Source organism: Cellvibrio chitinivorans, from assembly GCF_035117775.1.
GTDB lineage: Bacteria > Pseudomonadota > Gammaproteobacteria > Pseudomonadales > Cellvibrionaceae > Cellvibrio > Cellvibrio chitinivorans.
Genome location: NZ_JAYKKN010000003.1, coordinates 86,516 through 112,274, shown reverse-complemented (window position 1 = coordinate 112,274; position 25,759 = coordinate 86,516). Strand labels below are relative to the sequence as shown.

22 protein-coding genes are annotated in these 25,759 nt (G+C 47.4%); 15 read left to right on the top strand and 7 right to left on the bottom strand.

Going from position 1 to position 25,759, the window contains the following annotated elements; genetic code table 11:
• Positions 1–111: 111 nt before the first annotated feature.
• The 4 genes from SPL68_RS10345 (at position 112) to djlA (ending at position 4,915) form a co-directional block, all read left to right on the top strand.
• The gene (locus SPL68_RS10345; RefSeq protein WP_323815060.1) at positions 112–1,839 is read left to right on the top strand and encodes a BamA/TamA family outer membrane protein; all 1,728 of its coding nucleotides are present in this window, start codon (positions 112–114) and stop codon (positions 1,837–1,839) included.
• Between the two features lie 41 nt (positions 1,840–1,880).
• A complete protein-coding gene (gloA, locus tag SPL68_RS10340) occupies positions 1,881–2,264 on the top strand; it encodes a lactoylglutathione lyase (protein WP_323815059.1) in 384 nt (127 codons plus the stop codon).
• A 158-nt stretch (positions 2,265–2,422) separates the two neighbouring features.
• A complete protein-coding gene (locus tag SPL68_RS10335) occupies positions 2,423–4,042 on the top strand; it encodes a protein adenylyltransferase SelO (protein WP_323815058.1) in 1,620 nt (539 codons plus the stop codon).
• Positions 4,043–4,099: 57 nt separating this feature from the next.
• Positions 4,100–4,915 (top strand): co-chaperone DjlA, encoded by an 816-nt coding sequence (gene djlA, locus SPL68_RS10330; RefSeq protein WP_323815057.1) that lies wholly within the window; start codon positions 4,100–4,102, stop codon positions 4,913–4,915.
• Positions 4,916–4,979: 64 nt separating this feature from the next.
• On the opposite strand, the gene SPL68_RS10325 is transcribed toward djlA, so the two are convergent.
• On the bottom strand, positions 4,980–5,144 hold the full coding sequence (locus tag SPL68_RS10325; RefSeq protein WP_323815055.1) for a hypothetical protein: 165 nt from the start codon (positions 5,142–5,144) through the stop codon (positions 4,980–4,982).
• Positions 5,145–5,586: 442 nt separating this feature from the next.
• Here SPL68_RS10325 and SPL68_RS10320 point away from each other — a divergent pair, with 442 nt between their 5' ends.
• The gene (locus SPL68_RS10320) at positions 5,587–7,434 is read left to right on the top strand and encodes a glycosyl hydrolase family 18 protein (protein WP_323815054.1); all 1,848 of its coding nucleotides are present in this window, start codon (positions 5,587–5,589) and stop codon (positions 7,432–7,434) included.
• A 143-nt stretch (positions 7,435–7,577) separates the two neighbouring features.
• On the opposite strand, the gene SPL68_RS10315 is transcribed toward SPL68_RS10320, so the two are convergent.
• On the bottom strand, positions 7,578–8,399 hold the full coding sequence (locus tag SPL68_RS10315; RefSeq protein WP_323815053.1) for a universal stress protein: 822 nt from the start codon (positions 8,397–8,399) through the stop codon (positions 7,578–7,580).
• A gap of 178 nt (positions 8,400–8,577) precedes the next feature.
• On the opposite strand from SPL68_RS10315, the gene SPL68_RS10310 reads away from it, so the two are divergent.
• The gene (locus SPL68_RS10310) at positions 8,578–9,054 is read left to right on the top strand and encodes a MaoC/PaaZ C-terminal domain-containing protein (protein ID WP_323815052.1); all 477 of its coding nucleotides are present in this window, start codon (positions 8,578–8,580) and stop codon (positions 9,052–9,054) included.
• Positions 9,055–9,067: 13 nt separating this feature from the next.
• Positions 9,068–10,009: a hypothetical protein gene (locus SPL68_RS10305; RefSeq protein ID WP_323815051.1), complete on the top strand. Its 942-nt coding sequence runs from the start codon at positions 9,068–9,070 to the stop codon at positions 10,007–10,009.
• 44 nt (positions 10,010–10,053) lie between these two features.
• On the opposite strand, the gene SPL68_RS10300 is transcribed toward SPL68_RS10305, so the two are convergent.
• The 4 genes from SPL68_RS10300 to pyrC all read right to left on the bottom strand — a co-directional run bounded on the left by SPL68_RS10300 (position 10,054) and on the right by pyrC (position 14,032).
• Positions 10,054–12,048 (bottom strand): S9 family peptidase, encoded by a 1,995-nt coding sequence (locus SPL68_RS10300; protein WP_323815050.1) that lies wholly within the window; start codon positions 12,046–12,048, stop codon positions 10,054–10,056.
• On the bottom strand, positions 12,045–12,173 hold the full coding sequence (locus SPL68_RS18435) for a hypothetical protein (RefSeq protein WP_416377427.1): 129 nt from the start codon (positions 12,171–12,173) through the stop codon (positions 12,045–12,047). Before SPL68_RS18435 ends, SPL68_RS10300 begins: the two co-directional genes overlap by 4 nt.
• A gap of 140 nt (positions 12,174–12,313) precedes the next feature.
• Positions 12,314–12,985 (bottom strand): ribonuclease T, encoded by a 672-nt coding sequence (rnt, locus tag SPL68_RS10295; protein ID WP_416377424.1) that lies wholly within the window; start codon positions 12,983–12,985, stop codon positions 12,314–12,316.
• Positions 12,986–12,994: 9 nt separating this feature from the next.
• Positions 12,995–14,032, bottom strand: a complete 1,038-nt coding sequence (gene pyrC, locus SPL68_RS10290; RefSeq protein ID WP_323815049.1) for a dihydroorotase — start codon at positions 14,030–14,032, stop codon at positions 12,995–12,997.
• Positions 14,033–14,290: 258 nt separating this feature from the next.
• On the opposite strand from pyrC, the gene SPL68_RS10285 reads away from it, so the two are divergent.
• The 8 genes from SPL68_RS10285 to recO all read left to right on the top strand — a co-directional run bounded on the left by SPL68_RS10285 (position 14,291) and on the right by recO (position 22,806).
• Positions 14,291–15,388: a MotY family protein gene (locus SPL68_RS10285; protein ID WP_323815048.1), complete on the top strand. Its 1,098-nt coding sequence runs from the start codon at positions 14,291–14,293 to the stop codon at positions 15,386–15,388.
• A 233-nt stretch (positions 15,389–15,621) separates the two neighbouring features.
• Positions 15,622–17,043, top strand: coding sequence for a Do family serine endopeptidase (locus SPL68_RS10280; protein ID WP_323815047.1), 1,422 nt, complete (start codon positions 15,622–15,624; stop codon positions 17,041–17,043).
• 200 nt (positions 17,044–17,243) lie between these two features.
• Positions 17,244–19,043, top strand: a complete 1,800-nt coding sequence (gene lepA, locus SPL68_RS10275; RefSeq protein WP_323815046.1) for a translation elongation factor 4 — start codon at positions 17,244–17,246, stop codon at positions 19,041–19,043.
• 33 nt (positions 19,044–19,076) lie between these two features.
• Complete coding sequence (lepB, locus tag SPL68_RS10270; RefSeq protein WP_323815045.1) at positions 19,077–19,925, top strand: signal peptidase I; 849 nt, start codon at positions 19,077–19,079, stop codon at positions 19,923–19,925.
• 53 nt (positions 19,926–19,978) lie between these two features.
• Positions 19,979–20,413 carry a DUF4845 domain-containing protein gene (locus tag SPL68_RS10265; protein ID WP_323815044.1) on the top strand — a complete coding sequence of 145 codons (435 nt, stop codon included), beginning with the start codon at positions 19,979–19,981 and terminating at the stop codon, positions 20,411–20,413.
• 3 nt (positions 20,414–20,416) lie between these two features.
• Positions 20,417–21,097: a ribonuclease III gene (gene rnc / locus SPL68_RS10260; protein WP_323815043.1), complete on the top strand. Its 681-nt coding sequence runs from the start codon at positions 20,417–20,419 to the stop codon at positions 21,095–21,097.
• A gap of 62 nt (positions 21,098–21,159) precedes the next feature.
• Positions 21,160–22,086 carry a GTPase Era gene (gene era / locus SPL68_RS10255; protein ID WP_323815042.1) on the top strand — a complete coding sequence of 309 codons (927 nt, stop codon included), beginning with the start codon at positions 21,160–21,162 and terminating at the stop codon, positions 22,084–22,086.
• A 9-nt stretch (positions 22,087–22,095) separates the two neighbouring features.
• Positions 22,096–22,806, top strand: a complete 711-nt coding sequence (gene recO / locus SPL68_RS10250; RefSeq protein ID WP_323815041.1) for a DNA repair protein RecO — start codon at positions 22,096–22,098, stop codon at positions 22,804–22,806.
• Positions 22,807–22,842: 36 nt separating this feature from the next.
• Here recO and SPL68_RS10245 read toward each other — a convergent pair whose 3' ends face one another.
• Positions 22,843–25,647: a response regulator gene (locus tag SPL68_RS10245; protein WP_323815040.1), complete on the bottom strand. Its 2,805-nt coding sequence runs from the start codon at positions 25,645–25,647 to the stop codon at positions 22,843–22,845.
• Between the last annotated feature and the right edge of the window lie 112 nt (positions 25,648–25,759).

Sequence of the window (25,759 nt, the reverse complement as noted above, 5' to 3'; positions counted from 1 at the left end):
AATGCACCATGCTAAGGTGCACTGCTATTGGACTTGAAACTGATGGCATATTTTTGGGTCGAAATACATACAAAGCCTTATTTTGTTGTCAGTGGTGATTGAGATATCTCTATGATCAAAAACCAGCGGATTGGATTTTTTGGTGTCACGCATGTGTTATGGATTGCTGTTGCGGGATTTTTATCCTGTGCTGCCTATGGTGAAACGGTTGCTGAAACTACCGAAATAGATGCAAGCTGTGAAAGCTTTTCCGGCAAACGCATTAAAGTGGCTGACGCTAAAGAAACGCGCGTTGATTCCCATGCGTTTGATGATTTGCAAGGAAAACGTATTCGCAAAATTGAATTCACCAGCATGTCGGTGTTTGATAAAGACGACCCCGATGAAAATAACAGCCTCTATTTATTTCTAAATAAACTTCATATTAATACTCGCCCCGGCGTTGTACGTGCCCAATTATTATTTGAAGAAGGTGAGCAGCTGGAAGTCAAAAAAATTCAGGAGAGTGAGCGTATTTTGCGCGCGCGCCCTTATTTGACTAACGCCTATATAGTGCCGCTTACTGTGTGTGCCGAGCAGTTGGATATTATGGTGGTAACTCAGGATGCCTGGGCATTAGAGCCACAGTTTTCGGTAAGCAAAGAATCTGAGGGAACTAAATCCGGTTTTGCGATTGCCGATGGCAATATCTTGGGCTCGGGCAACAGTTTAACTATTGGTTACGAAGAAAATACTGAACGGAATATGATTCTTTACGAGTTCAGTAATCCGCATATTTTTAACTCGCAAATCGCAACCAAACTCTATTACGCCGATACCAGTGATGGCCGCGATACCTTGGTGGATATCTCCCATCCATTTTATTCGTTGGAGACGCCTTGGGCTGCCGGCTTCTATACGAAAGATGAAAGTTTGGAAGCTCCCATTCGCCACATGGATGAAGAAATTAATTCCTTCCGACATCAGACGATGTATAACGAAGTTTATTTCGGCGTAGCGACCGATATTCAATCGACGCATACCCAGCGTTGGTTGGCAGGTATTACCAACGAAGAAGATAACTTTTTTGCAACCGATGATACCTTGCAGTCGATTCCAACAGATCGCAAGGCTGTCTACCCCTGGATTGAATATCAATTTTTGGAAAATAGTTACGGTGTATTTAAAAACGTCAATCAAATTCAGCGCCCGGAAGATATAGCACTGGGGCGAAATATTCGCTTCCGAGTGGGTTTTGCTGGTACTCATTTTGATAATCCAGATGATGTGATTCGCTATATAGGCACTTACAGTCACGTAATTGACTTTGATCGTCAGCATATTTTTGAATCAACATTCCAAATAGATGGCCGTTATCATTCGGATGTTGAAGGTATCGACAGTAGCGTTGCTGGCATCAACCTTTCTTACAATTATTTTCAAGATGAAAAACGCCGCTGGTATATGGGGTTCCTTTATGAAGCTGGACAAGACCTTGCACAGTATGAAGAGTTGACTGTTGGCGATGTTACTGGCCTGCGTGGTTACCCTAGTGATTATCAGCGTGGTAATGAACGCTATGTGCTTACAATTGAACGCCGTTATTTTACCGATATACATATCTTCAATATTTTACGTGTTGGTGCCGTTATGTTTTTGGATGTCGGCAAAGCTTGGGGTATAGACCAGTATGGCGATAGCCCTTTGCTGAGTGACGTTGGATTTGGTTTGCGTTTTAGTTCCAGCAAAGTGCGCATCGGCAATGTGGTGCATGTCGATATTGCTGTGCCAACGTCCGAGCGCGATGCGCAGGGTGTTAGCGAATATCAGCTAACGGTCGGCGCAGCAAAGAAGTTTTAATCACTCTGTTTTATTTTTTACGTTATTGGTAGTACATCATTATGCGAATGCTTCACACCATGTTGCGGGTTGGTAACCTGCAAAAATCTCTCGACTTTTATACTCAAGTTTTGGGGATGACTTTATTGCGCCAACATGATTACCCCGAAGGAAAATTCACTCTGGCGTTTGTCGGTTATGGCGATGAAGAAAACAATACGGTGATTGAACTCACTTACAACTACGGTGTGGAGTCTTACGATCTTGGTAAAGGCTATGGTCACATCGCATTAGGTTGTGATGATGTTTATGCAACCTGCGAAAAAATTCGCGCGGCGGGTGGAAAAATTGTGCGTGAGCCTGGGCCTATGCTGCACGGCACAACTATTCTTGCCTTCGTGGAAGATCCAGATGGTTATAGAATCGAATTGCTTGGTGTTAAATAGCAATTAATGTTGAATTGCCACTTGGACTTGCTTCAAGTGGTGTGTTTTAAGAAATACTTAAGTTCTCCGCGTTTTAATTATCTCTTCATTACTGACCAAGCAGCTACTTATTGGCTAAGTAATTTATTATTGACTAAGCAACTGGTCGCGCTTTCATCATGATCACACGTCTTGAGCAACTTCAATTTGATAATCGCCTTGTGCGTGAATTGCCTTCCGATCCTGAACTGGAAAATTATCGCCGTCAGGTTGCGGGTGCAGTTTATTCGCGCGTGAATCCTACGCCGGTTAAAAATCCCCAGTTGGTCGCTGGTGCAGCAGAAGTTGCCGCGTTAATAGATTTGCCTGAATCCATTTTCACCCAAACTGAATTTGCGCAAGTATTTGCCGGTAATCAACTGCTGGAGGGAATGGAGCCGCACGCTTGTTGTTATGGTGGCCATCAATTTGGCAATTGGGCTGGGCAATTGGGTGATGGCCGCGCGATCAATCTTGGTGAAGTGCGCAATCACTATGGTCAGCATTGGACTTTACAGTTAAAAGGCGCTGGCCCAACTCCTTATTCGCGCACAGCGGATGGGCTTGCGGTGTTGCGCTCCTCTGTGCGCGAATTTTTATGCAGTGAAGCCATGTTTCATTTGCGCGTCCCTACAACACGCGCATTGAGTTTGGTCACGACTGGCGAGTGGGTTAGACGCGATATGTTTTATGACGGCAATCCGCAATTGGAAGCGGGTGCTGTTGTCTGTCGTGTTGCGCCGAGCTTTACCCGCTTCGGCAATTTTGAAGTTTTTTCTGCGCGTGGCGATATAGAAACGCTCAAAAAATTAGCCGACTTTACGATCCGCACCGACTTTCCTCATTTGTTGGAAAGTTCATCCGATGAAATTGATACAGACACCTATCTGCAATGGTTTATTGAAGTTTGCACTCGAACTGCACAATTAATGGCGCATTGGATGCGCGTGGGTTTTGTGCACGGCGTGATGAATACCGACAATATGTCGATCCTTGGGTTAACCATTGATTATGGACCCTACGGTTGGCTGGAAGGCTATGAACCCGATTGGACCCCCAATACCACTGACGCACAGGGGCGACGTTATCGCTATAGTACTCAGCCGCGTGTTGCACTGTGGAATCTTGCCCAGCTTGCCAATGCGATTTATCCGCTGATCAATGCCGTTGAACCTTTACAACAAGCATTAGAAATTTATCGCACCGAATATGAACGCTGCGCGCAGCGGGATATGGCGAATAAATTGGGCTTGAGCCAATTCGATCCAGCGCAAGATCAAGCGCTCACCGATGAGCTGTTAGAGGTGCTGCAAAGCGCAGAAATTGATATGACGATTTTTTATCGTCTGCTTGCGCGTTTGTCGCTCGATGACATCCATCAATACACAGATGCGCAATGGGTTGATATCGTGCGCCCAGCTTATTATCAGTCAGTCGATAACACTGCTGAAGCGAGTATGGCTAAATGGCTACGATCCTATGCGCAACGATTGCAGCAAGATTATGTGTTGACGGGCAATGATGATCAGCAGCGGCGCGCGCGTATGAATGCCGTCAATCCCAAATATGTGTTGCGCAATTACATGGCACAACAGGCGATTGATAAAGCGAGTGAAGGCGATAACTCCGAGGTTGAACGCTTGTTGCAGGTGCTGCGCAAACCCTATGACGAACAGCCAGAGTACGAAGAATATTTTGCCAAGCGCCCTGAGTGGGCGCGCCATAAAGCGGGCTGTTCAATGTTGTCTTGTAGCTCCTAGTGTTTTACATGGCTAGGCGCTTACATGATTAAGTATTTACATGAGTAAGAGAAAATTATGATTGGAAAACTGGCAGGTTTTATTCTGGGGCTTATTGTGGGCGGCCCCTTTGGTGCTATAGCTGGGGCGCTGCTCGGGCATTTTTTTGTGGATCGCAAACGCGCGCTCGCGCCCAAAATGTCCAGCGAACAATTGCATTCGATTCAGGCGAATTTTTTCACCACTGTATTTTTATTGCTTGGCCATTTGGCTAAAGCCGATGGCAGAGTCAGTGAAACAGAAATCCAACTCACTGAATCCTTGATGGCAAAAATGGGATTGATGCCCGATCACCGCCGCGAAGCTATTCGCTTATTCAAGCAGGGCGCTGCAGATGATTTTAATCTCGATGTAGTGATGGGAGAGTTTAAACGGCACTGTGGTAACAGCCCGAATCTGATCAATATGTTGTTGGTAAATTTGGTTAATTTGGCGATGTCCGACGGTGTATTGGATGAACAAGAGGCGCAGGTTCTGCGTCAGGTTGCTGAGCGCCTTGGCTTCTCCCGTTTTGCATTTGAGCAGCTGCTGCGTATGCTCAACGCACAACATGCGTTCAGACAAGGTCAGGGGTATGGACAAGGGCAGGGCAGCTATCAGTCTGCCGGCCAGCAAGTACCGCGCGCCGATGCGTTGGCTTTAGCTTACGAAGCTTTGGGTGTCGAAAAGACGGCTACCGATGCTGAGCTCAAAAAAGCCTATCGTAAATTAATGAGCGAATATCACCCCGATAAACTGATCGGGCAGGGTATGCCGGAAGATATGATTAAAGCAGCAACCGAACGCTCGCAGGAAATTCAGGCCGCTTACGATCTCATCAAAAAATCCCGCTAAATTTTGTCTGCGATACCAAGGATGGTGTTGTTGATTATCAAAAGTTACAGCTTTTTACCTTGCCTTATTTCTGTGCTAAATCCGCTTTTTCTGCACCAATTCGATAAAAAGTCTCCCCTGATTTCATAAAGTTGGCGCCAATAAATTGCCATGCCGATAAAAAATGTGTCGCGTAAAGCATTTTTGTAATGTTTTGTTGACAACGTTGTCCATTGGGGTGTAATTTCAAAGCGTCTTCTGTGTTGTCATATTAATTTAATAATAAAAATCTTGTGCCAAGCCAGAAAGATGATAGTGAAGACTGATTTTCCAAACTGAAAATCACTGTAGTTTTCATGGACTTTTCTTTATCAGGACATTGACTCCACCTTGTTTGTTGCAGGGTGTGCGGGTGTGTTTTTTCAATTTCAATTCTTAATTTTTTATTGGGTAATCACTCAGGGCGTCCTATTGCCTGAAGATTCGTATTGCCCCAAAAAACTGTTACGCAAGTCTTAATAGAAGTGGAGAAGTAAGCGAAAGGATGCAGGTTTACTGGATAAAAAAATGACATAGGGAGTTGGGGTTCAAGCAAATCGAAAGATTTGTCAGTGCAAGTCTGGGAGCCGTTTCGCTGTGGTTTTTTGCAGCAAACGCGAATTAAAAAACAAAAAATAGTCCGAGGAAAATTAATGAAATCCTTCAAACCTTTATCGCTTTTATCAAGTCTGGGTTTGCTGTCGATCACTGCATTAGCCAGTGTTCAGGCGCAGGCCTACAACTGTAGCAATGTTGCCGCTTATAAAACTGGCACATACAGCTCGGGTGCGATAGTGCAAAACGCTGGCAGCGCTTATTCGTGCACAGTGGGCGGATGGTGTTCGGTCGGCGGTCCTTACGAGCCGGGTGTAGGTTGGGCGTGGAATAATGCCTGGTCCAGCTTGGGCGCATGTGATGGCACAACTACCAGTTCAGCATCCAGCGTTTCTTCAGTTGCATCATCTGTGCAAAGTTCGATTGCATCATCTTCAGTGGCGTCATCTGTTGCAGGAGCAGGTTGTGATGGTGTTGCCGCTTGGGATAGCGCTGCCGTTTATACCGGCGGTGCGACTGTATCGCGCAATGGCAGTTTGTATAAAGCTAACTACTGGACTCAAGGCAACGCACCTGAAACCAGCAATGGTCCTTATGCTCACTGGACATTGATCAGTGCGTGCGGCGGCGTTGTGTCTTCCGCGTCGTCATCTTCCGTAGTTTCTTCAGTCGTAAGTAGCTCGGCGCCAAGCTCTGTGGTTTCAAGTTCCAGCTCAGTAATTAGCTCAGTAGCCAGTTCAGTTGTTTCCAGTTCAGTGCCTAGCTCGGTAGCATCAAGCTCAAGTTCATCTGTTGCCAGTTCTGTTAGTTCAAGCAGCAGCTCTGTTCCACAGCTGGGTGGCAAAAAGGTTGTGGGTTATTTCGCTGAGTGGGGCATTTATGGCCGCAACTATCATGTGAAAAATATTCAGACTAGTGGCTCTGCTGCACAGTTGACTCACATTCTGTACTCATTCGGTAACGTTCAAAACGGTAAGTGCACCATTGGCGATTCTTATGCTGCTTATGACAAAGCCTATGATGCAGCTGGCAGCGTAGACGGTATTGCCGATACTTGGGATCAACCTCTGCGCGGTAACTTCAATCAATTGCGTAAGCTGAAAGCTATGAACCCCGGCCTGAAAGTCATCTGGTCTTTTGGTGGCTGGACTTGGTCTGAAGGCTTCCCGCAAGCAGCGCAAAATCCAACTGCATTTGCCAACTCTTGTTATGACTTGGTGAAAGATGCGCGTTGGGCTGATGTGTTTGATGGTATTGATATCGACTGGGAATATCCGAACGAGTGTGGCTTGAAGTGTGATACCACCAGTGGCTTCTCTGGTTACAAAAATCTGATGCAAGCACTGCGTGCCCGCTTCGGTAGCGACCTGTTAATCACCTCTGCGATTGGTGCTGGTACAGCAAAAATCAATGCGGCTGATTACGCTGGTGCAGCGCAATACATCGACTTCTACATGCCAATGACCTATGACTTCTTCGGTGCCTGGGATAAAACTGGTCCAACCGCGCCACACTCAGCTCTGTATGAGTATGCCGGTATTCCGATTGCAGGTTATCAGTCTGACAATGCCATCCAATTGTTGAAATCAAAAGGCATCCCGACCAGCAAAATTTTGTTGGGTGTTGGCTTCTACGGTCGCGGTTGGACTGGTGTAACTCAAGCTGCGCCAGGCGGTTCAGCAACCGGTGCTGCAACAGGTACTTATGAAGCAGGTATTGATGACTACAAAGTGTTGAAAGCCAAATGCCCTGCTACTGGCACAGTGGGTGGTACTGCTTACGCTTTCTGTGGCAACAACTGGTGGAGCTACGACACCCCGCAAACCATGACTGGAAAAATGGATTACGTTCATCAACAAGGTTTGGCCGGTACTTTCTTCTGGGAGTTGAGCGGCGATACCAGCGATGGTGAATTGATTCGTGTAATTGGCAACTCAATGCGTTAATTCGCGCGCGTTGTTTAAAACAAGAAATCCGGCAGTCGCACGATTGCCGGATTTTTTTATAAAAGCACAAATTACAGGCATAAAAAAACCGGATACGTTTTTCACTGCATCCGGTTTTTTTATTAAGTTAACTTCCGAAAAAATTATTCGTGGTTCAGCACCATTACATCGGTATCAACCGCGGCGATCAAACGCTCGGAGGTGTTACCGCGACGGGTTTTGGTCATGCCGTTTTGACCGAGGGTTCCCATCACAATCAAATCGGCGCCGATTTTTTCTGCCAGAGCAGAAACTACATCGGAGGTATAGCCGTTTTCAACATGGATTTTATCGTTCGGCAAACCGCTGATTGCAACCAGTTTGGCGCGGTCAGGGTAGGTCATGGAATCCAAATAACCGTTGATGACGTGCAGGTCTGCACCGTAGGTATCAGCATAGAATTTTGCTGCAGTCATGATTTTTTTGTTCAGCTCGATTTGTACATCGCGCTGCGCCTGAACGTTGATTGCGGCCAAAATCACTTTGCGTTGAGCTTTTGCGCCCGGGCGAATCAATACCACTGGGCAGTAAGCGCCTTTTAACAGTTCCCACTTGGATTCGGTGAAGAAGAAGCGGCTGTTGTTGGTGCTGGCGTGAACTGGCAGATAAATCAGGTCCGCATCAAAACGTTTGGCTGATTCCATAATGGATTTTTGCCATTCAGAAGACCAGGAAACTTCCATTGTGTATTCGATGCCAGCGTTAGCCAGTGGAGATTTTACGTTTTGTTCAAACCAGGTCAGATCGCGGAATAAGTGATCGTTCACTGAACGGGTATCTACCGCATCGCCATCAACCGCCACAAAGGCGTGAACTTTGGGTTTTGGACCTTGCATCAAAGAAGAAACGATAATGGCGCGTTCAAGTGCGATGTGGTGGGTATCGTTGGGGTCGACAACAACGAACAGCTTTTGTGACTTGGTCATACTGGCTCCTACTGGTTCCCTAAAAAGAGTGGGTTGTTATTTTCTGGACGGGGCTAGCATAACAACCCCGTTATGGTTTTTACAGCGCGAAAACCCCTGCTGCTGAGGCTTAGGAATGAAATAAGTTTGATATAGATTAAACTGTACGCCGTTTTTACAGTACAACTGAGATAAGACTATGAAATTGCTTGAAAATTACCCAATCAACGAACTGGCGGTTGGCCAGTCTGCGAGCTACAGCAAAACCCTGACTGAGCAGGATGTCATCCTGTTTGCGGCCTGCTCGGGCGATGTAAACCCCGTGCATCTGGATAAAGAATACGCCGCGACCACTCCTTTTGGTGAGCCTATCGGACACGGTATGTGGACAGGTGCGCTGGTGTCGGCAGCGATTGCTACGCGACTGCCTGGGCCTGGTTCTGTGTATCGCAGTCAAAGCCTCAGCTTTAAGCATCCGGTAAAAATTGGCGATACAGTGACTGTGACCCTGGCCATCACCGAAATTAAAGAAAGGGTAAAGCTGGTCGCCTTGGATTGTGAGGCACACAATCAAGATGGCAAATTAATTGCTAAAGGAGTTGCCGAGGTAATTGCCCCAGCAGAGAAATTGAATCTGCCTGCGGGAGTGTTGCCGACGATTTCTTTGGGCGGCTGAGTGTTGTGTTTGCATGAGATGTTTTCGAGCGCTGATTTTACTGGTCGTGTTGGCCGCGAGCCATCAGCTCCACGCAGAGGACAAAACCGCAGGGGATAAAACCTCTGGAGGGCTTCCTGGAATCTCGCCTTTGGTGATTTTCGTGCCGCCAACTGTGCTGGACGCCTTGAAAACGTTTCTGCGTCCGAATGAATCCCTCGACAGTTTTGATGATTACGCCCGCGCCGGAAATTACCGCGATCTCACCGATTACTTGCTATTGCGGCGCGCTCTGGCGCTGGGTGGAAATCGTCTTCCTATTCATATAGAGCCCTGGATTGATGTCAGTTACGACCGGTTGGTGTTGCGCTTGCGCGCGGGGCAGGCAGCGGTGTTCAGCAACGGCATCTGGCGTGAGGATTTCCCGGAAACCGATAGCCAACTCCGCGTGTCATCGCCTTTGATGGAGTTTGGTGGCTTGGAGGCGGGGCTGTATATGAGCCCGGACAACCCTCATTTACATACCACTAAAACACTGGCTGATGTGCGCAAGCTCACGGCGGTTTCCAGCACACAGTGGCGCCCCGATTGGGATGCCTTGCAGCAGCTAGGATTGGCGGGGGTTTACGACAACGTCTATTGGGAAAGTATGGTTAAGATGGTGCGTAGCCAGCGAGTGGATTTTATGCTGAGTGGCTTTTCCCGGTTACCAGATTTGAGCTATCAGGCAATGGGAATAACACTGGTGCCGGTTCCGGGGCTAAAGATTAAGCTGGCGGGTAGCCGCGGTTGGGTGGTGAGCCTTGTGAATCCACAGGGGGAAACTGCGCATCAGGTGATTGAGAAAGGTTTGGCGATATTGCGCGAGCAAGGTGTGATTGCGCGCGCGTATCGCGGTGCGGGGGCGATCAATGATCGTGTTGCGCAGTGGAAGGTGTTGAATTCGGAAATGACCATTCCACCGCGCAATAATTAAGGGAATGCGTTTCCCCCGCATGATTACTGAATATGCGTACGTTGCTAGTGGATTACTTTTTTATTGGCCTTGAATAGCTCTACAGATTTTTCAGCAAAATAGGTGTTACTACTGACCAAATCCCACCCATGTCCTTCTGATTGGATAATTCGCACAGGGATATTGAGTTTTTTCTTCTCAGCTAATTTCTTAAAGTCTTCTGCTTGTTCTTTTGGGATTATATTGTCTCTGTCGCCATGAAATATGAGTAATGGAATCTTGATCTCCTCTGCACGATGATAAGGTGAAATAGACTCAACAAATTTCTTACCTTGTTGCTTGGCGCCAATCACATCCTGCCAAAATTCATAAGCGAACCAGCGTTCTTCTTTTTTGTAATGTTTTAGCTGTTCGTTCAAATCCAGTGGTGCTGCTGCTGAAACTGCAGCGCTGTATAAATCTGGATATTTAATTGCACTCATGATTGCTGCATAGCCACCATAACTGAAACCCAGAATATAAACCTGTGACGGATCCACTTTGTTTTCTTTGATCAAAGCGCCAACGCCATCGGCTATATCGGAGAGCATTAAGTCTGCTATTTGCTGTTTTCCCGCAAGCAGATGTTGTACGCCATAACCGGTAGAGCCCCTGAAGTTAGGTTCTAACACTGCATAGCCGCGAGTAGAAAAATATTGCATATGACCATCATAACCATAATAACTACGTGAGAAAGGTCCTCCGTGAGGCATTACGATCAATGGCCACTTTGAACTGGTTGCTTTAGCCGGTGGTGTGAGGTACGACGTAATATTCGTCCCATCTTGTGTTTTGTATTTATAGATTTCCGTATCCTTCATATGCGCAGGGCTTAAAATGGAGGAGTAATCGGTTTGAACAATTGTTTTATTTTTGATGGTATCAAAAACAATAATCTTACCTTTGGTTTTGGCATCGCTGCTGATAACCAATAATTTGTCTGCACTTTCATTCCAGTCATAAATCTGGTTGGTTTGATCTGGGTAGGTTTTATCCAGAGATTGTTGATATCGTTTGAAGCGCTCATCCAACCACACGGTTTTGCGTTTGTCTGCGTTGTAGCTAAAACCTACCAGTTTCCTATTTTTGTGGTCGTAATAAAGTGATGCTCTTTCATCGGGGCTACCGACATCGTAAACCGGGTCACTGCCAATAACTTCTTTTGCATTGGTGACATAGTTGTATTTTACCAACTGATATCGATCGCCCGAGGTTTTTTCGGAAAGATACATTGTATCTTTGTCGTAGCCAATTTCGTGCACCACAACCGAACGATTTAAGTAGGATTTTGCATCATAATTCAATTGGTAACTGTGGTTAGCAATATCGATGCTCGCTAGTTCCAGATTGTTCTGCTCGCCTGCCAAACGATAAAATGAATGCTGCTCTTTTTTCACTTTTTCAACCAGAATCACTTTTCCATCTCGGTCGGTATAAAGGCCATCTGCTTTTAATTTTTTTGCCTCATATAAGTCGGTTTTCTCGCCTGTGTAGATGTTGATTTTATGCACATTGGCATGCCCGTCACTATTGTAGGAAAGAAACAATACGTCCTCTTCGTTACCACGAGGGCGTTTAAGTAGCGACCAATAGCGAAGATTCTTCACAAAGGAAATATAACCTTTGACTTTATCTGCATCGTAGATGTTGCTCAGCAGAACGCGCAGGTCAGCACCATCCTGATTGACGGAATAAATGACTCCACCCACACCAAATACTAAGCGGCTATTGCTGATCCAGGTTAATTGTTCGGGCACGTTTTTGCTGACGGCAAACTCATGTACCTCTACGAATTTTTCCAAGTCAGTAATTACGATGTTGTAGGTTTGTGTGTACTTGCGAATAAATGCAAGTTGCTTTCCATCGGGAGATATACGGTAGCTAAACTCGGTGTTTTCTTTGAAGAAGTTTTCAGCGGGGATTTGTGCTGGATCGGTAATGCCTTCCAATGCTTGTGCTGGGGAAAAAAGACTGGTGCAGCAATAAAGTATAAAAAGAAAAACGTATTTCAACCTTGTCATAAGCGCTCCTGATGGAATTTTATTGTAAGAGAATATGTGCTGCTGATTTGCCTAATGTCTTCAGATGGATCGTATTTTAGATTGGTTCGGGTTTCGTTATTGTCTTTGCCGATTAGGGCAAACATTTTGTCGCGAACCATATAAACGGCAATCTCGGAACCAAAAGGAAAATCTTCGACCGCCGGGTTTATTGAGTAGGTATTTTTTTAAATCAAACGCCATGTGTTTACCGATTAAGGGAAACTATTTATCCAGAGTGGCTTAGTCACTCCGTTTCTTCATCGACATATTCATCCTCTGCCATCCAACCACCTAACTGCTTCCAGCGATTGACGATCAGGCAAAACAGATCCGCCGTTTTCTCTGCGTCGTAAGCGGCTGAGTGGGCAGCGCTGTTGCTAAACTCCAAACCTGCAACCTGACAGGCTTTGGCGAGCACGGTTTGGCCGTAAGCGAGACCAGCGAGAGTGGCGGTGTCGAATACCGAGAACGGATGAAATGGGCTGCGCTTGATGTTGCAGCGCTCAATTACCGCATTCACGAAGTTCAAATCGAAATGCGCGTTGTGCCCAACGATCACGGCGCGGGTGCAGCCATTTTCTTTGACGGCGCGGCGCACGGCGCTGAGCAAGTCAGTCATCACCATCAATTCCGGCTCGGCCATACGCTCAGGGCAGTCGAGGTCGATGCCAGTAAAATCCAGCGCAGCCTGTTCAATATTGGCGCCTTCAAAGGGTTCGACATGAAACGCAAAGGTTTCGTGGCGATGCAGATTGCCTTCCTGATCCATGCGGATAGTTACGGCGGCGATTTCCAGCAGTGCGTCGGTTTGCGCTTTGAAACCGCCGGTTTCGACATCGACAATCACGGGCAAAAAGCCGCGAAAGCGTTGCGCCATGGGGGAGTCTGGGTCGCGGGTATTCTCGGGTGGATTCACAATCTGGCCTTAAGCAGTTTTTAACTGCCAGCGTAGAGTTTCACCAGCGCGCAGTGGCACCAGCGGTTGATCGCCCAAACTCAATGTGTCGGGCACTTGCCAATCCTGTTTGACCAGCGTGATGGTATCGGAATTGCGCGGCAAACCGTAGAAGTCTGCGCCAAAGTGACTGGCGAAACCTTCGAGTTTGTCGAGCGCGCCAGCATCTTCAAAGGCTTCTGCGTATAGCTCGATAGCCGCATAAGCTGTGTAGCTACCCGCGCAGCCGCAGGCAGCTTCTTTTTTGTCCTTGGTGTGCGGTGCTGAATCGGTTCCCAAAAAGAATTTCGGGCTGCCGCTGGTAGCGGCTTTGATTAGCGCTTGTTGGTGAGTGCCGCGCTTTAAAATCGGCAAGCAGTAATAGTGCGGGCGAATACCGCCGGCCAGCATATGGTTGCGGTTGTACAACAGGTGATGCGCAGTGATAGTCGCGCCTACATTAGCAGGTGCGTCAGCGACAAACTGTGCGGCATCGGCAGTGGTGATGTGTTCTAAAACCATCTTCAGGGATGGGAAGTTTTTCACTACTTCCGTCAAAGTGCGGTCGATAAACACTTTTTCGCGGTCGAAAATATCAATCGCAGAATCAGTCACTTCACCGTGCAACAAAAAGTGCATACCGGCTTTTTGCATGGCTTCCAGCACGGGATAGATCTTTTTCAGGTCAGTCACGCCTGACGCCGAGTTAGTGGTGGCGCCCGCTGGGTAGAGCTTACAGGCGGTGACACCAGCAGCCTTGGCGATGGCGATTTCAGCCGGATCGGTATTGTCGGTGAGGTAGAGTACCATCAAGGGCTCAAATTGGCTGCCCGCCGGGCGTGCCGCCAGAATGCGTTCTTTGTACGCCAGCGCCTGCTCGGTATTCATCACTGGCGGTACCAGATTGGGCATAACAATTGCTCGTGAGAACTGTTGCGCGGCATCCCCTACGGTGCGGGCAAGTGAAGCGCCATCGCGCAGGTGAATGTGCCAATCGTCGGGGCGGGTAAGCGTAAGTTGCTGGGTCATGGGGCGGATGAGTCCGTAAATTCTGTGGGCGTAAAACGGTTGTGTAGGTAATGAGAAACTGCCAAAAGTCGTCGCATCCTACCAAAAAACGGCTCTTGTTCGCAGCCTTAATTCCGTAAGAGTAGGTGTTCTGTTGTTGTTCTGGTGTTGTTCTCTAGGTAGATTCACTCAATGGGGGCACCGGCAAGCGCGCGTTTGACTGGTTATACTTATTAAACATTTATTTTAGGTGTCTGGTTTTCCTGATTGGAATTATCTATGCGTTCGGCTTTTATTCGCTTTTACATGTCATCGCTATTATTGGCGACTTGGTTGTGTGCTTCAGCTTCGGCGGGTGCGCAAACCTATGCTGCCGGTTTTAGCGATGCGCAGTGGACGACAAAATCCGGCGCCTTTGCCTGTAGTCTGAACCATCAAATCCCCGGTTTTGGTCAAGCGCAGTTTGTGCGCAATACCGGCAGCGGAGAATTTTTGGAGTTGCGATCAACCGGCAGGGCGATTTTGACTGATAGTGTAAAAATCGAAGCTGTCCCGCCGGTTTGGCGTAACGAAGCTGGTGTTAGTCAGTTGGGCGAAATCAAAGTCGCCTCTGGTCAGTCATTGCGTATCCCCATCGCGCAGCTTGCTCGTATTCGCGCAACTCTGGAGCAGGGATCCAGTGTGGTATTTAGTGGTACGGCGTCTGGTGTAAATGGCCAACGTCCGCGGGTCACGCTTGAGGCGCGTAATTTCAATGCCGCCTATGACAAATACCAAGCCTGTGTCGGCGCATTGATTCCTTATACCTTTAATCAAATCGCGCGCACCCGGATCAACTATGCGCCCGATGCCAATCAACTGAGCGATGCCACCAAGCGTCAGCTCGATAAAATCATTCGCTATACCAAAGCTGACCCAAAGGTGTTGGGCATTTTGGTCGATGCCCACAGTGATGCTTTGGCTGCGCCGGAAGAGGCTGAGGCTGCATCGCAACAGCAGGCTGAATTGGTAACGGCTTATCTGGTTAGTAAGGGCTTGAGTGAAGAGAAGATTAAAACCCGCTGGCATGGCGATAAATTTCCCATCGCCAACAATCAAAACAAGGCGGGGCAAGCTAAAAATCGCCGCATTACAGTGCGTATGGAAAATGAAGCCACACGCAATCAAATGGAGCAGAAAATCGCGGCATTTGTAGCGGCAGAAGAAAAGGCAGCAGCCAAGAAAGCAGCTGAAGCGAAAGCGGCCGAAGAAAAAGCTGGGCAACAAGTCGCGCAGGAATCCATAGCTCCTCCTGCGTTGCCGGTAAGCCTGCAACAGTTGGAGCAATTAGTTGAACAGCAGGATATTACCAACGGTTGGCAACCGCTTTCCCGCTAAGAGTTTATTCCTTGCTCGCTAAGCTTTTATCCCGCGCGTGCTAAGCTTTATTCCCCAGAGTTAGCTGCTATTTGCATTTTTTACGCACAATTTCCTGATGATTCTTAACCCGGAATTTACGGCTGGATTGGAATTTTTTCCCCATCGATAAGTCTGAAGTTGCGAACCGCGATCAATTAGTCCACGTATTGCAACCGTCTAATTGGCCGTCGTAATCATCTGAGGAGCGTTATATGTATAAAGTGACTGCCAAACGGGCGAGTCTTGTTGCCAGAGTTACCCTAGTCATAGTTAGCCTGATCGTTTTGCCATTAACCAGCTCAGCAGCGGAGCTGCCAGATTTTACTCAACTCATTGAACAACATTCTCCGGCGGTGGTGAAAATCACTGCGGTATCCAAAGGTGCGGTCAGCCAAGCACCACAAGAATTGCCGCCCAATATGCAGGGTTTGCCAGATATTTTCCGCGAGCTGCTTGAGCGCCGCCAAATGCCACGCGACAGAGGCTCGCTCGGTTCAGGTTTTATCATTTCCAGCGATGGTTATGTGTTGACCAATAACCATGTGGTTGATCGCATGGATACCATCACCGTTATCCTCAATGATCAGCGCGAATACACGGCTAAATTAATCGGCAGTGATGAGCGCTCGGATTTGGCGTTGTTAAAAGTCGAGGCGAAAAATCTGCCTACGCTGACCCTTGCGAAAGATGAAACCTTAAAAGTCGGGCAGTGGGTAGTCGCGATTGGCTCGCCCTTTGGTCTGGATTACTCCGCGACTGCCGGTATCGTCAGTGCTATTGGCCGCAGCATTCCTTCTGCCGCCAATGAAAGTACCTATGTTCCTTTTATCCAAACCGACGTAGCCATCAACCCCGGTAACTCGGGTGGCCCGCTCTTTAATATGGATGGTGAAGTAGTTGGTATCAATTCGCAGATCTATTCGCCCAGCGGTGGTTCAGTTGGACTTTCCTTTGCGATTCCTTCCTCGCTCGCGCTGGATGTAGTGGCGCAATTAAAAGACAAGGGTCGAGTTGATCGCGGCTGGTTGGGAGTGATGATTCAGGATGTGGATAAAAACCTCGCCAGTTCACTCGGTATGGATAAGCCTATGGGGGCGCTAATTAGTGAAGTGGATGGCGAAGGCCCTGCGGCGAAATCTGGCTTGAAAGCGGGTGATCTGATTATCAAATTCAACGGTAGCGATGTTCATACCTCCAGCGATTTACCCTACTTGGTTGGTCGTACACCGCCAAAATCCAAGGTGCCAGTAGTCATCATGCGCAAAGGCAAAGAGCAGAAATTGAATGTGACTGTGGGAATTTTGCCGGTATCGCCAGCAGAAGCTGCCGCTCGCCCAGCAGCGACACCCAATGAAAATTCAGTTGATGCACTGGGTATTGTGGTTACTCCGTTAGAGCAAACCCGTCGCGGCGGTGCCGATGCAGGTGTGCTGGTACGCGAAGTAAAACCCAATAGCCCTGCGGCAGAGGCCGGAATTCAAGCGGGCGATGTGATTACCCAATTGGCGTTTACCGATATTAAATCGCCAGCGGACTACGAAAAAATCGTTAAACGTTTGCCGAAAAACGAGCCTCATGCGATCCGCTTTTATAGCGATGGCCGCCCGGTATTCCGCTCGATAGTGATCAAATAGTTGTTATATGGATGGAGATTTAATGAGAAAACGCTGGTCAATTGGCCAGCGTTTTTTGCTTGTGGGTGGTTGTTGGGAGGTGGTTTTTAGACTTTTGAGGCACATGGCACCTAGTATGCAAATAGGCTAGAATGCCGCCCAATCTTTTCGCCCCCCATTTCAGGGGACATACTCCAACTTTATAAAGTAGTTAAGCATCTGTGACTGACCTTAGCCATATCCGCAACTTTTCTATCATCGCCCACATTGACCACGGTAAATCCACCATCGCCGACCGCTTTATTCAGATGTGCGGCGGCCTGAGTGACCGTGAAATGGAAGCGCAAGTGCTTGATTCCATGGACTTGGAGCGTGAGCGCGGCATTACCATCAAGGCTCACAGCGTGACCTTGTACTACAAAGCGCGCGATGGCAAAACCTATCAACTCAACTTTATTGATACCCCCGGTCACGTGGACTTCACCTATGAAGTGTCCCGTTCTCTGGCAGCCTGTGAAGGTGCGCTGCTGGTAGTAGATGCCGGGCAGGGCGTAGAGGCTCAGTCAGTTGCCAACTGCTATACCGCTATTGAGCAAGGGCTGGAAGTAATCCCGGTTCTGAACAAAATGGACTTGCCGCAAGCCGAGCCAGAACGTGTCGCACAAGAGATTGAAGATATCATTGGTATTGATGCTACCGAAGCCGTGCGCTGTTCAGCTAAATCCGGTATGGGTATGGAAGATGTGCTGGAAGAGTTGGTGCGTTTGGTTCCTGCACCTGTGGGTGATGTGGATGCGCCACTGCAGGCACTGATTATCGACTCCTGGTTCGATAACTATCTTGGCGTTGTGTCGCTGGTGCGCGTAAAGCAGGGCACCCTGCGCCTGAAAGACAAAATCATCACCAAAACCATCGGCAAAGCACATATTGTCGATGGTGTGGGCGTATTCAGCCCCAAACCCACCCAATTGAAAGAACTCAAAGCCGGTGAAGTGGGCTTTGTGGTTGCCGGTATCAAAGACATTCTCGGCGCCCCTGTGGGCGATACTATCACCCATGCCCAAACCCCCGAAGTTGAAGCGCTGGCTGGTTTCCAGAAGATAAAGCCGCAGGTTTACGCCGGTATGTTCCCGATCAGCTCGGACGACTTTGAAGATTTCCGCGAAGCGCTGGCGAAGCTGACCCTGAACGACGCCTCGCTGTTCTACGAACCTGAAAGCTCCGATGCTTTGGGCTTTGGCTTCCGTGTTGGCTTCCTCGGCATGTTGCACATGGAGATCATTCAGGAGCGTCTAGAGCGCGAATACGATCTCGATTTGATCACTACTGCACCAACCGTAGTGTTTGAAGTGGTCAAGCGCGGTGGCGAAGTTATCTACGTTGATAACCCATCCAAATTGCCTGATCCGGGTTCTATCGAAGAAATGCGTGAGCCAATCGTAGAAGCCAATATTCTGGTGCCGCAAGAGCATTTGGGGAACGTAATTACCCTGTGTATCGAAAAGCGCGGCGTGCAGAAAGATCTGCAATTTACCGGCTCTCAAGTATCGGTGAAATACGAATTGCCGATGAACGAAGTGGTTACCGATTTCTTTGATCGATTGAAGTCAGTGAGCCGTGGTTTTGCCTCGCTCGACTACAGCTTTGTACGTTTTCAAGCAGCTAATTTGGTGCGTTTGGATGTATTGATCAACAGCGAAAAAGTGGATGCCTTGGCGATCATTGTGCATCGCGATAAATCCCACAGCATGGGCCGCTCGCTTACCGAGAAGATGAAAGAGTTGATTCCGCGTCAGATGTATGACGTAGCAATTCAAGCGGCGATTGGCGGCCAAATCGTAGCGCGTTCTACCGTAAAAGCGTTGCGTAAAGATGTAACCGCAAAATGTTACGGTGGTGATGCTACTCGCAAGAAAAAGCTGTTGGAAAAACAAAAAGCTGGTAAGAAGCGCATGAAGCAGGTGGGCAGTGTTGAGATCCCACAAGCGGCCTTCTTCGCGGTATTGAAGATAGATAGCTAACAACGTTTTATCGCAACTCACTAAGGAAACTCGATGAGCAGTATTAACCTTCCTCTGATTCTTACGCTGGCAGTATTGATTACCGGTTTGGTGTGGTTGTTTGATGCGTTGGTATTGTCCCGTCCGCGCAAAACAAAAGTTGCAGCAGTGGAAAAACAATTTTCCGGTATTGCACTGGAAACCGAGCAGCAAAAAAATGCTTATGAGGAAGCCAAAGCGGTAGCAGGAAAAGAACCGGTTTTGGTGGAATATTCCAAATCCTTCTTCCCTGTGCTGTTTATCGTGTTTTTCCTGCGGTCGTTTTTGGTAGAGCCATTCCAGATTCCATCTGGCTCCATGATTCCAACACTGGAAGTAGGTGATTTTATTCTGGTGAATAAATTCGCCTACGGGGTGCGTGCCCCGGTGTTGAATAACGAAATCATCCCGATTGGAAAACCCCAGCGCGGTGATGTCATGGTGTTCTTCCCGCCGCACGCGCCAGAAACCTACTACATCAAGCGTGTTATTGGCGTGCCGGGCGATCACATCTCCTACAACAATCATGTGCTTACCTTGAATGGCAAGGTGATTGAGGAAAAGTTGATTGCTGAGCTGCCGGCAGGTGCGCCAGTGCTGCGTATGGTGAAAGAGAATATTGACGGTAAAGAGTTCACTGCCTATAAACACATACATCCCAGTCGTTTAAGTATGCATGGCTCTTGGGTGGTGCCTGAAGGTCATTACTTTATGATGGGTGACAACCGCGACAACAGTCTCGACAGTCGCGAATGGGGTTTTGTATCGGAAGATGCAATTGTAGGTAAAGCCTTTGCTGTCTGGATGCACTGGGAGAAGTTCCTGAGCATTCCGTCTTTTGATCATGTCGGCGTTATTAAATAAGTGTTTATGTTAACTTGAGTGCCAGATATTTCTCTCGACCGGAGTTAATTACAATGAAAACCAACGGGCTAAAATCACTTAAACATCAGCGCGGCTTGGGCATGCTGCAATGGGCGCTGGTCATTGCAATTGCAGGTTTCTTTTTACTGTTTGCATTTAAAGTTGTGCCGCTTTACGCCGAGAATCGCTACGTTGAGTCAGCACTGCGTTCGCTGGAAAATGGCGGTGAAAAACTTGACCAGATGACAGATGCAGAAATCATCAAAAAGTTGAATAACTTTTACATGATCAACAACGTGCGCAGTGAAGGCCCTACCAAAAACATCAAAATTCTGCGGGAAAGTGAAAAGGCGGTAGTTACGGTTGATTACGAAACCCGCGTTCCACTGTTTTACAACATCGATTTGGTATTGAGTTTCCAAAATCATTTGGATAGCACTCGCCCCGGTCAATGTTGTAAACCGCCCGCCACATTGAAGACCAAGTAATTTGTGTTAACTCTTAAATATCAACGCCTTGAGCAACGCCTTGGCTACCACTTTGACGATCAGCGCCAGTTACAACTGGCGCTGACCCACCGTAGCCACGGCGCTACCAATAATGAGCGCCTTGAGTTCTTGGGTGACTCCATCTTAAATTTTATTGTCGGTGAAGAGCTGTTCAAGCGATTTCCAGAAGTGCGCGAAGGCCAGTTGAGTCGCATGCGTTCGCAAATGGTAAAAGGTGAAACTCTGGCTGAACTTGCCCGTGAATTTGAGTTGGGTGACTGTTTGGTGTTGGGTGAAGGAGAGATGAAATCTGGTGGTAAAGACCGCGATTCCATTTTGGCCGACAGCGTTGAAGCTATTATTGGTGCAATTTATCTTGCCAGTGGTTTGGATGTTTGCCGCGAGCGCGTGTTAACCTGGTTTGCGCCGCGCTTGAATAAATTGGGGCTCAATACCAGCGCCAAAGATTCCAAGTCCCGTTTACAGGAATACATGCAATCCCAGCGTCAATCGCTGCCGGAATATCAGGTAGTTGAAGTGGGCGGCGAAGGTCACGCGCAAATGTTTACTATTGAGTGTCGTGTTGCTTTATCCAAAAAACCTACCAGTGCTACCGCATCCAATCGTCGTGAAGCGGAAAAGCAAGCAGCAGCATTAATGTTGGCGCAATTGAAAATCGATTGATTTTGTAATCTACGCTTGCTGTTTTTTTATCCTTAATTTCTATTCTCCACCCAGTATTTTTTATGACTTTCGAATCAGATACAGATCAGCCTGAAGCTGGCGATAGCCGTTGCGGTTATGTCGCTATTGTCGGTCGCCCAAATGTGGGTAAATCCACTTTGCTCAATCATATCCTCGGGCAAAAAATCAGCATCACTTCGCGCAAGCCGCAAACAACGCGCAATGCGGTTGTCGGCATTAAAACTGAAGGCGATGTACAAATTATTTTTGTTGATACGCCGGGCATGCACCTTGGTCAGCAAAAAGCCATCAATCGCTACATGAATAAAGCCGCCACCAGTGCAATGAAAGATGTGGATGTGGTGGTGTTTGTGATTGATCGTTTTATCTGGACCGATGAAGATGAGGCGGTTGCTGAAAAGCTACAAAATCTGCGTTGTCCGATTATTTTGGCAGTAAATAAAGTCGATCAAATCGAAGACAAAGAAACGCTGTTACCACATTTGCAATCGCTATCTGAAAAACTGAACGTGGCTGAAATTGTGCCTATGTCAGCGTTGCGCAATACCAATCTGGATCGCTTGGAAGCATTGATTACCGAGCGCTTGCCGGAGGGTATTCATATGTATCCCGAAGATCAGATTACCGACCGCAGCTCACGTTTTATGGCCGCTGAAATTGTGCGCGAAAAAATTACTCGCCAGCTGGGCGATGAATTGCCCTATGAGATGGCGGTAGAAATTGAAGAGTTTAAGCAAGAAGGTAATTTACTGAATATTTCGGCGCTTATTTTGGTTGAGCGCGATGGTCAGAAAAAAATTCTGATTGGCGATAAGGGCAGCCGTATTAAGCTGATTGGTACTGAAGCGCGCGTTGATATGGAAAAACTGTTTGAGATGAAAATTATGCTCAAACTCTGGGTTAAAGTTAAATCCGGTTGGTCTGACGACGAGCGTGCGTTGCGCAGTCTCGGTTACAACGAATTTTAATCTGCTGTTATGCGTGTTGATCTCCAGCCCGCTTATATTCTTCATGCTCGACCGTATCGCGATACCAGTTTATTGATTGATTTTCTCACGCCCGATTTCGGGCGTGTCACCGCTGTTGCGCGCGGTGTGCGCAAAAATAAAACTCCTAAACGCCAATTGCTTAATCCATTTAGCCGCCTGCTAATTTGCTGGCAGGGTAAAACGGATATGAAACTGCTGACCAGTTTTGAATCCGATAATCACTTTCTTACGCTCACCGCTAATCATCTCTATTCCGGATTTTATCTCAACGAATTATTGGTGCGTTTACTGCCGGAAATGGACAGGCACAATGGGCTGTATTTCGCCTATGAGCAATGTCTGGATGCGTTGTATCAGCAGTGTGATATTGAACCGCTCTTGCGTGAGTTTGAATTTCGCTTACTCGCTGAGCTAGGTTATGGTCTGGATTTTGGCGTGGATGTGCGCAACCATTGTGAAGTAAATGCACAGGCTTATTACGAGTGTCATGTGCAAGAGGGTTTTTTTCTGGCGGGAGACGATGTACCCGAGCAGTTTTTATTAAAAGGAGAATGGCTGCTTGCGATAGCGGCGGGCGATTATTCCGACCCCGGCACACGCCTTGCAGCGAAACATTTATCGCGTCGGATGCTGAAGCCGCTGTTGGGGAGTCGCCCGCTCAATAGCAGGCAGTTATTTGTTAATGCAACACGAGACTAAATGTTAAGTCTCGCATCGTTATTTTTCGGTCATTGCTCAAGCTGGGCTTTTTTCCAGGCCAAAGAGCAAATCCAGGTCTTTGTCTTTTCCCCATTTCATTAAATCATCCAGCGCATGGTTTAGCGCAGGAATGGCGTCGCGTGTCTGTTCGTATTGTTTGCTTTGAAACAGTTTGTCGAGTAAGCCGCTGATATGTTTTAGGCGCGGCACACCGCAATAACAACTGCTGCCATATAAGCGATGAATTAATTCGCCAAGCTCTTCAAAATTATTTTCCGCTAATGCGGCGGCGATCTGCTGTTTTTCATTTTCCAATCCACCCAGCAGCATGCTAAGCATATCGCGTGCTAGTGCAGGTTTATTGTTAGCTAATTTTAAACAAAGTTGAATATCCACTGAGCCGGTGAGATCGTGTGTGGGTATTGTTTCGCGCACAGGCTGATGTTGCTGGCGATCCTCATTGGGAATAATGACTTCTTTTTTGCCCGATAAGCTGGCCCAGCGATTAATGATGTGCGCTAATTGCGCTTCATTTACTGGTTTACTAATGCAGTCATCCATACCTGCAATTAATAATTCTGCTTTTTGTTCGGTGATGGTATGGGCGGTGAGCGCAATAATCGGCGTTCGGCGTTTGCCTTGCTCCAGTGCGCGTATGTGACGTGTTGCTTCCATGCCGTCCATGCCCGGCATTTGAATATCCATAAAGATCACATCAAATAAATTTTCACTACAGGCTTCGATAGCTTGTTTGCCGCTGTTGGCTTGTACGACTTGTAAATTCAAACCGCGCAGCAATTCCGATGCGAGCTGTAAATTGGCGAGATTGTCATCCACCAGCAACACTGAAACACTTGGCCGCAATGCATCTTCTTCATCTTGCTCGCGCATATCTTTGATATGCAAATCCAGTTGGCGGCCCAGTGTCTGCAAAAGCGCATCGTAAGCAATAGGTTTATTGACAAACAGAACTTGCGATTTGTCGGAGTGGGCGCGGAATAATCGCTGATGTGCTGGCGTGCAGCAGGCGACGAGCGTGCAATTAAATTCCATATGCAATTGTTCAGCGAGATTATTCAAAAGCACGGGCGGTATTTTTCGCTCGCTTGGTGCTATATCCAAAATGAGTAAATCAAAATTGTGGTTGCTGTTACGCGCGCTGCGCAAAATCGGGAAGCAATCATGAATTGCGGCAATGCTTTCGGTGTTGCCATTCCATTCACGCAGCAAGCTATTGATTTGTTTAAGCGATGCAGGGTTTTCACCGCAGACTAAAATGCGATAGTCGCTCAGGTTAGCTAACTGGCTTAACGAAGGTTGGCGTTTGTCGATTCCCATGCGCGCGGTGAACCAAAACGTTGAGCCTTGTTCGGGTTCACTTACCACACCAATTTCGCCATGCATACGCTCAACTAATCCTTTGCAAATAGCCAAGCCAAGGCCGGTGCCTTCGTGTTCGCGGGTGCTGGATGTATCTGCTTGATTAAATGGGCTGAACAATTGCTCCTGCTCTTCGCGTGTCAGACCTATGCCTTCATCGCTGACGCAGACTTTCAAAATGATTTGCGTTTCTTGCTGCTGCATGGTGCTGACATCAATCAAAATGTTGCCGCTGCTGCTATATTTGATGGCGTTGCTAACCAAATTAGAGAGCACTTGTTTAAATCTCAATGCATCGCCTAATAAGTTTTTAGGAATGCTGGATTCAACGTGGCTGATAACTTCCAGATGTTTTTCATGGGCATCGGGCGCCAGCATATGCAGCACTTCATCGACGCTGTTGCGAATAGGCACTGGTGCGTAATCCAGTGTGAGTTTGCCGGATTCAATTTTAGAAAAGTCGAGAATACCGTTGATGACGGTCAACAGATTTTGTGCGGAATCGCGAATGGTTTCCATATACTCGCGTTGTTGTTCATTGAGATCCGTTTTGAGTGCGAGATTAATAAAGCCGAGAATGCCATTCAACGGCGTACGAATTTCATGGCTGGTATTGGCCAAAAATTCAGATTTAACACGGCTTGCCTCTAACGCTTCTTTTCTTGCCAGATCAAGTTCCACGTTTTGGATTTCGATTGTTTCTAATGTCTCGCGCAAATCTTCAATGGCATGGTCGATATGCGATTGCATATCCGCCTGCGCCGCTTCCATGTAATCGGCCATGGTGTTGATCGATTCAGCCAAACCTAAAAACTCGCTTGAATTTTGTTGTTCAACTCGCTCATTTAGCCGGCCGCGTGCTAACGCATGTACAACATTTTTAATGTGATCGAGCGGCTCTGTAATACGGTAGTAAAGCGAAATTGCAAAATAGGCACCGATAATTAAACACAGCAGTGTGAGTGCAATGGTTAATACGATTGCTTCGTAACGAACCACCGCATAAGGGGCGGTGGATAATTCAACTTCTATCCAGCCAATCGGATTTTTATTATTGAGGTCAACCAGCGGATGGGCAAAACGCAAACTGCGGTAGGTTTTTCGCACTAACGGCTGTTGCAGATTTGGCTCGCCTGCATCTTCAGTTTTCATAAATTGCGGGCCGCTGTGAAAACTTGAATTTGTAGCATTGTTGTAGACATGTATCGCGCGGATATAAGGCTCTTCGATCGCGGCATTGAGTATGTACTGCGCTAACTCCAGATTATTTTCTTGCATAGGTTTATGCAGCAGATGTGCAGTTTTTTGCGCAAGTACGCTGCCGCGCATTTCAATAAATTTGTTAATTTGCGAGATGCATAAATAGGTAAGGCTCACTGCGATCAGAATAATCAGGCTGATAGAGGGAATAAAAATGAGTCGCCAGACATTGGATTTAATGTTTCTGCGTTTATTGATCATGGGGTTTTAGCCTTGTTTATTATGCTGGCGTGCATTGAGCCTGAATGAGTTTCACCGCAGGGTGATCACAGGTAGAATAGCCGCCCCTTGCGCGTGCGCGCAACCAGCTATT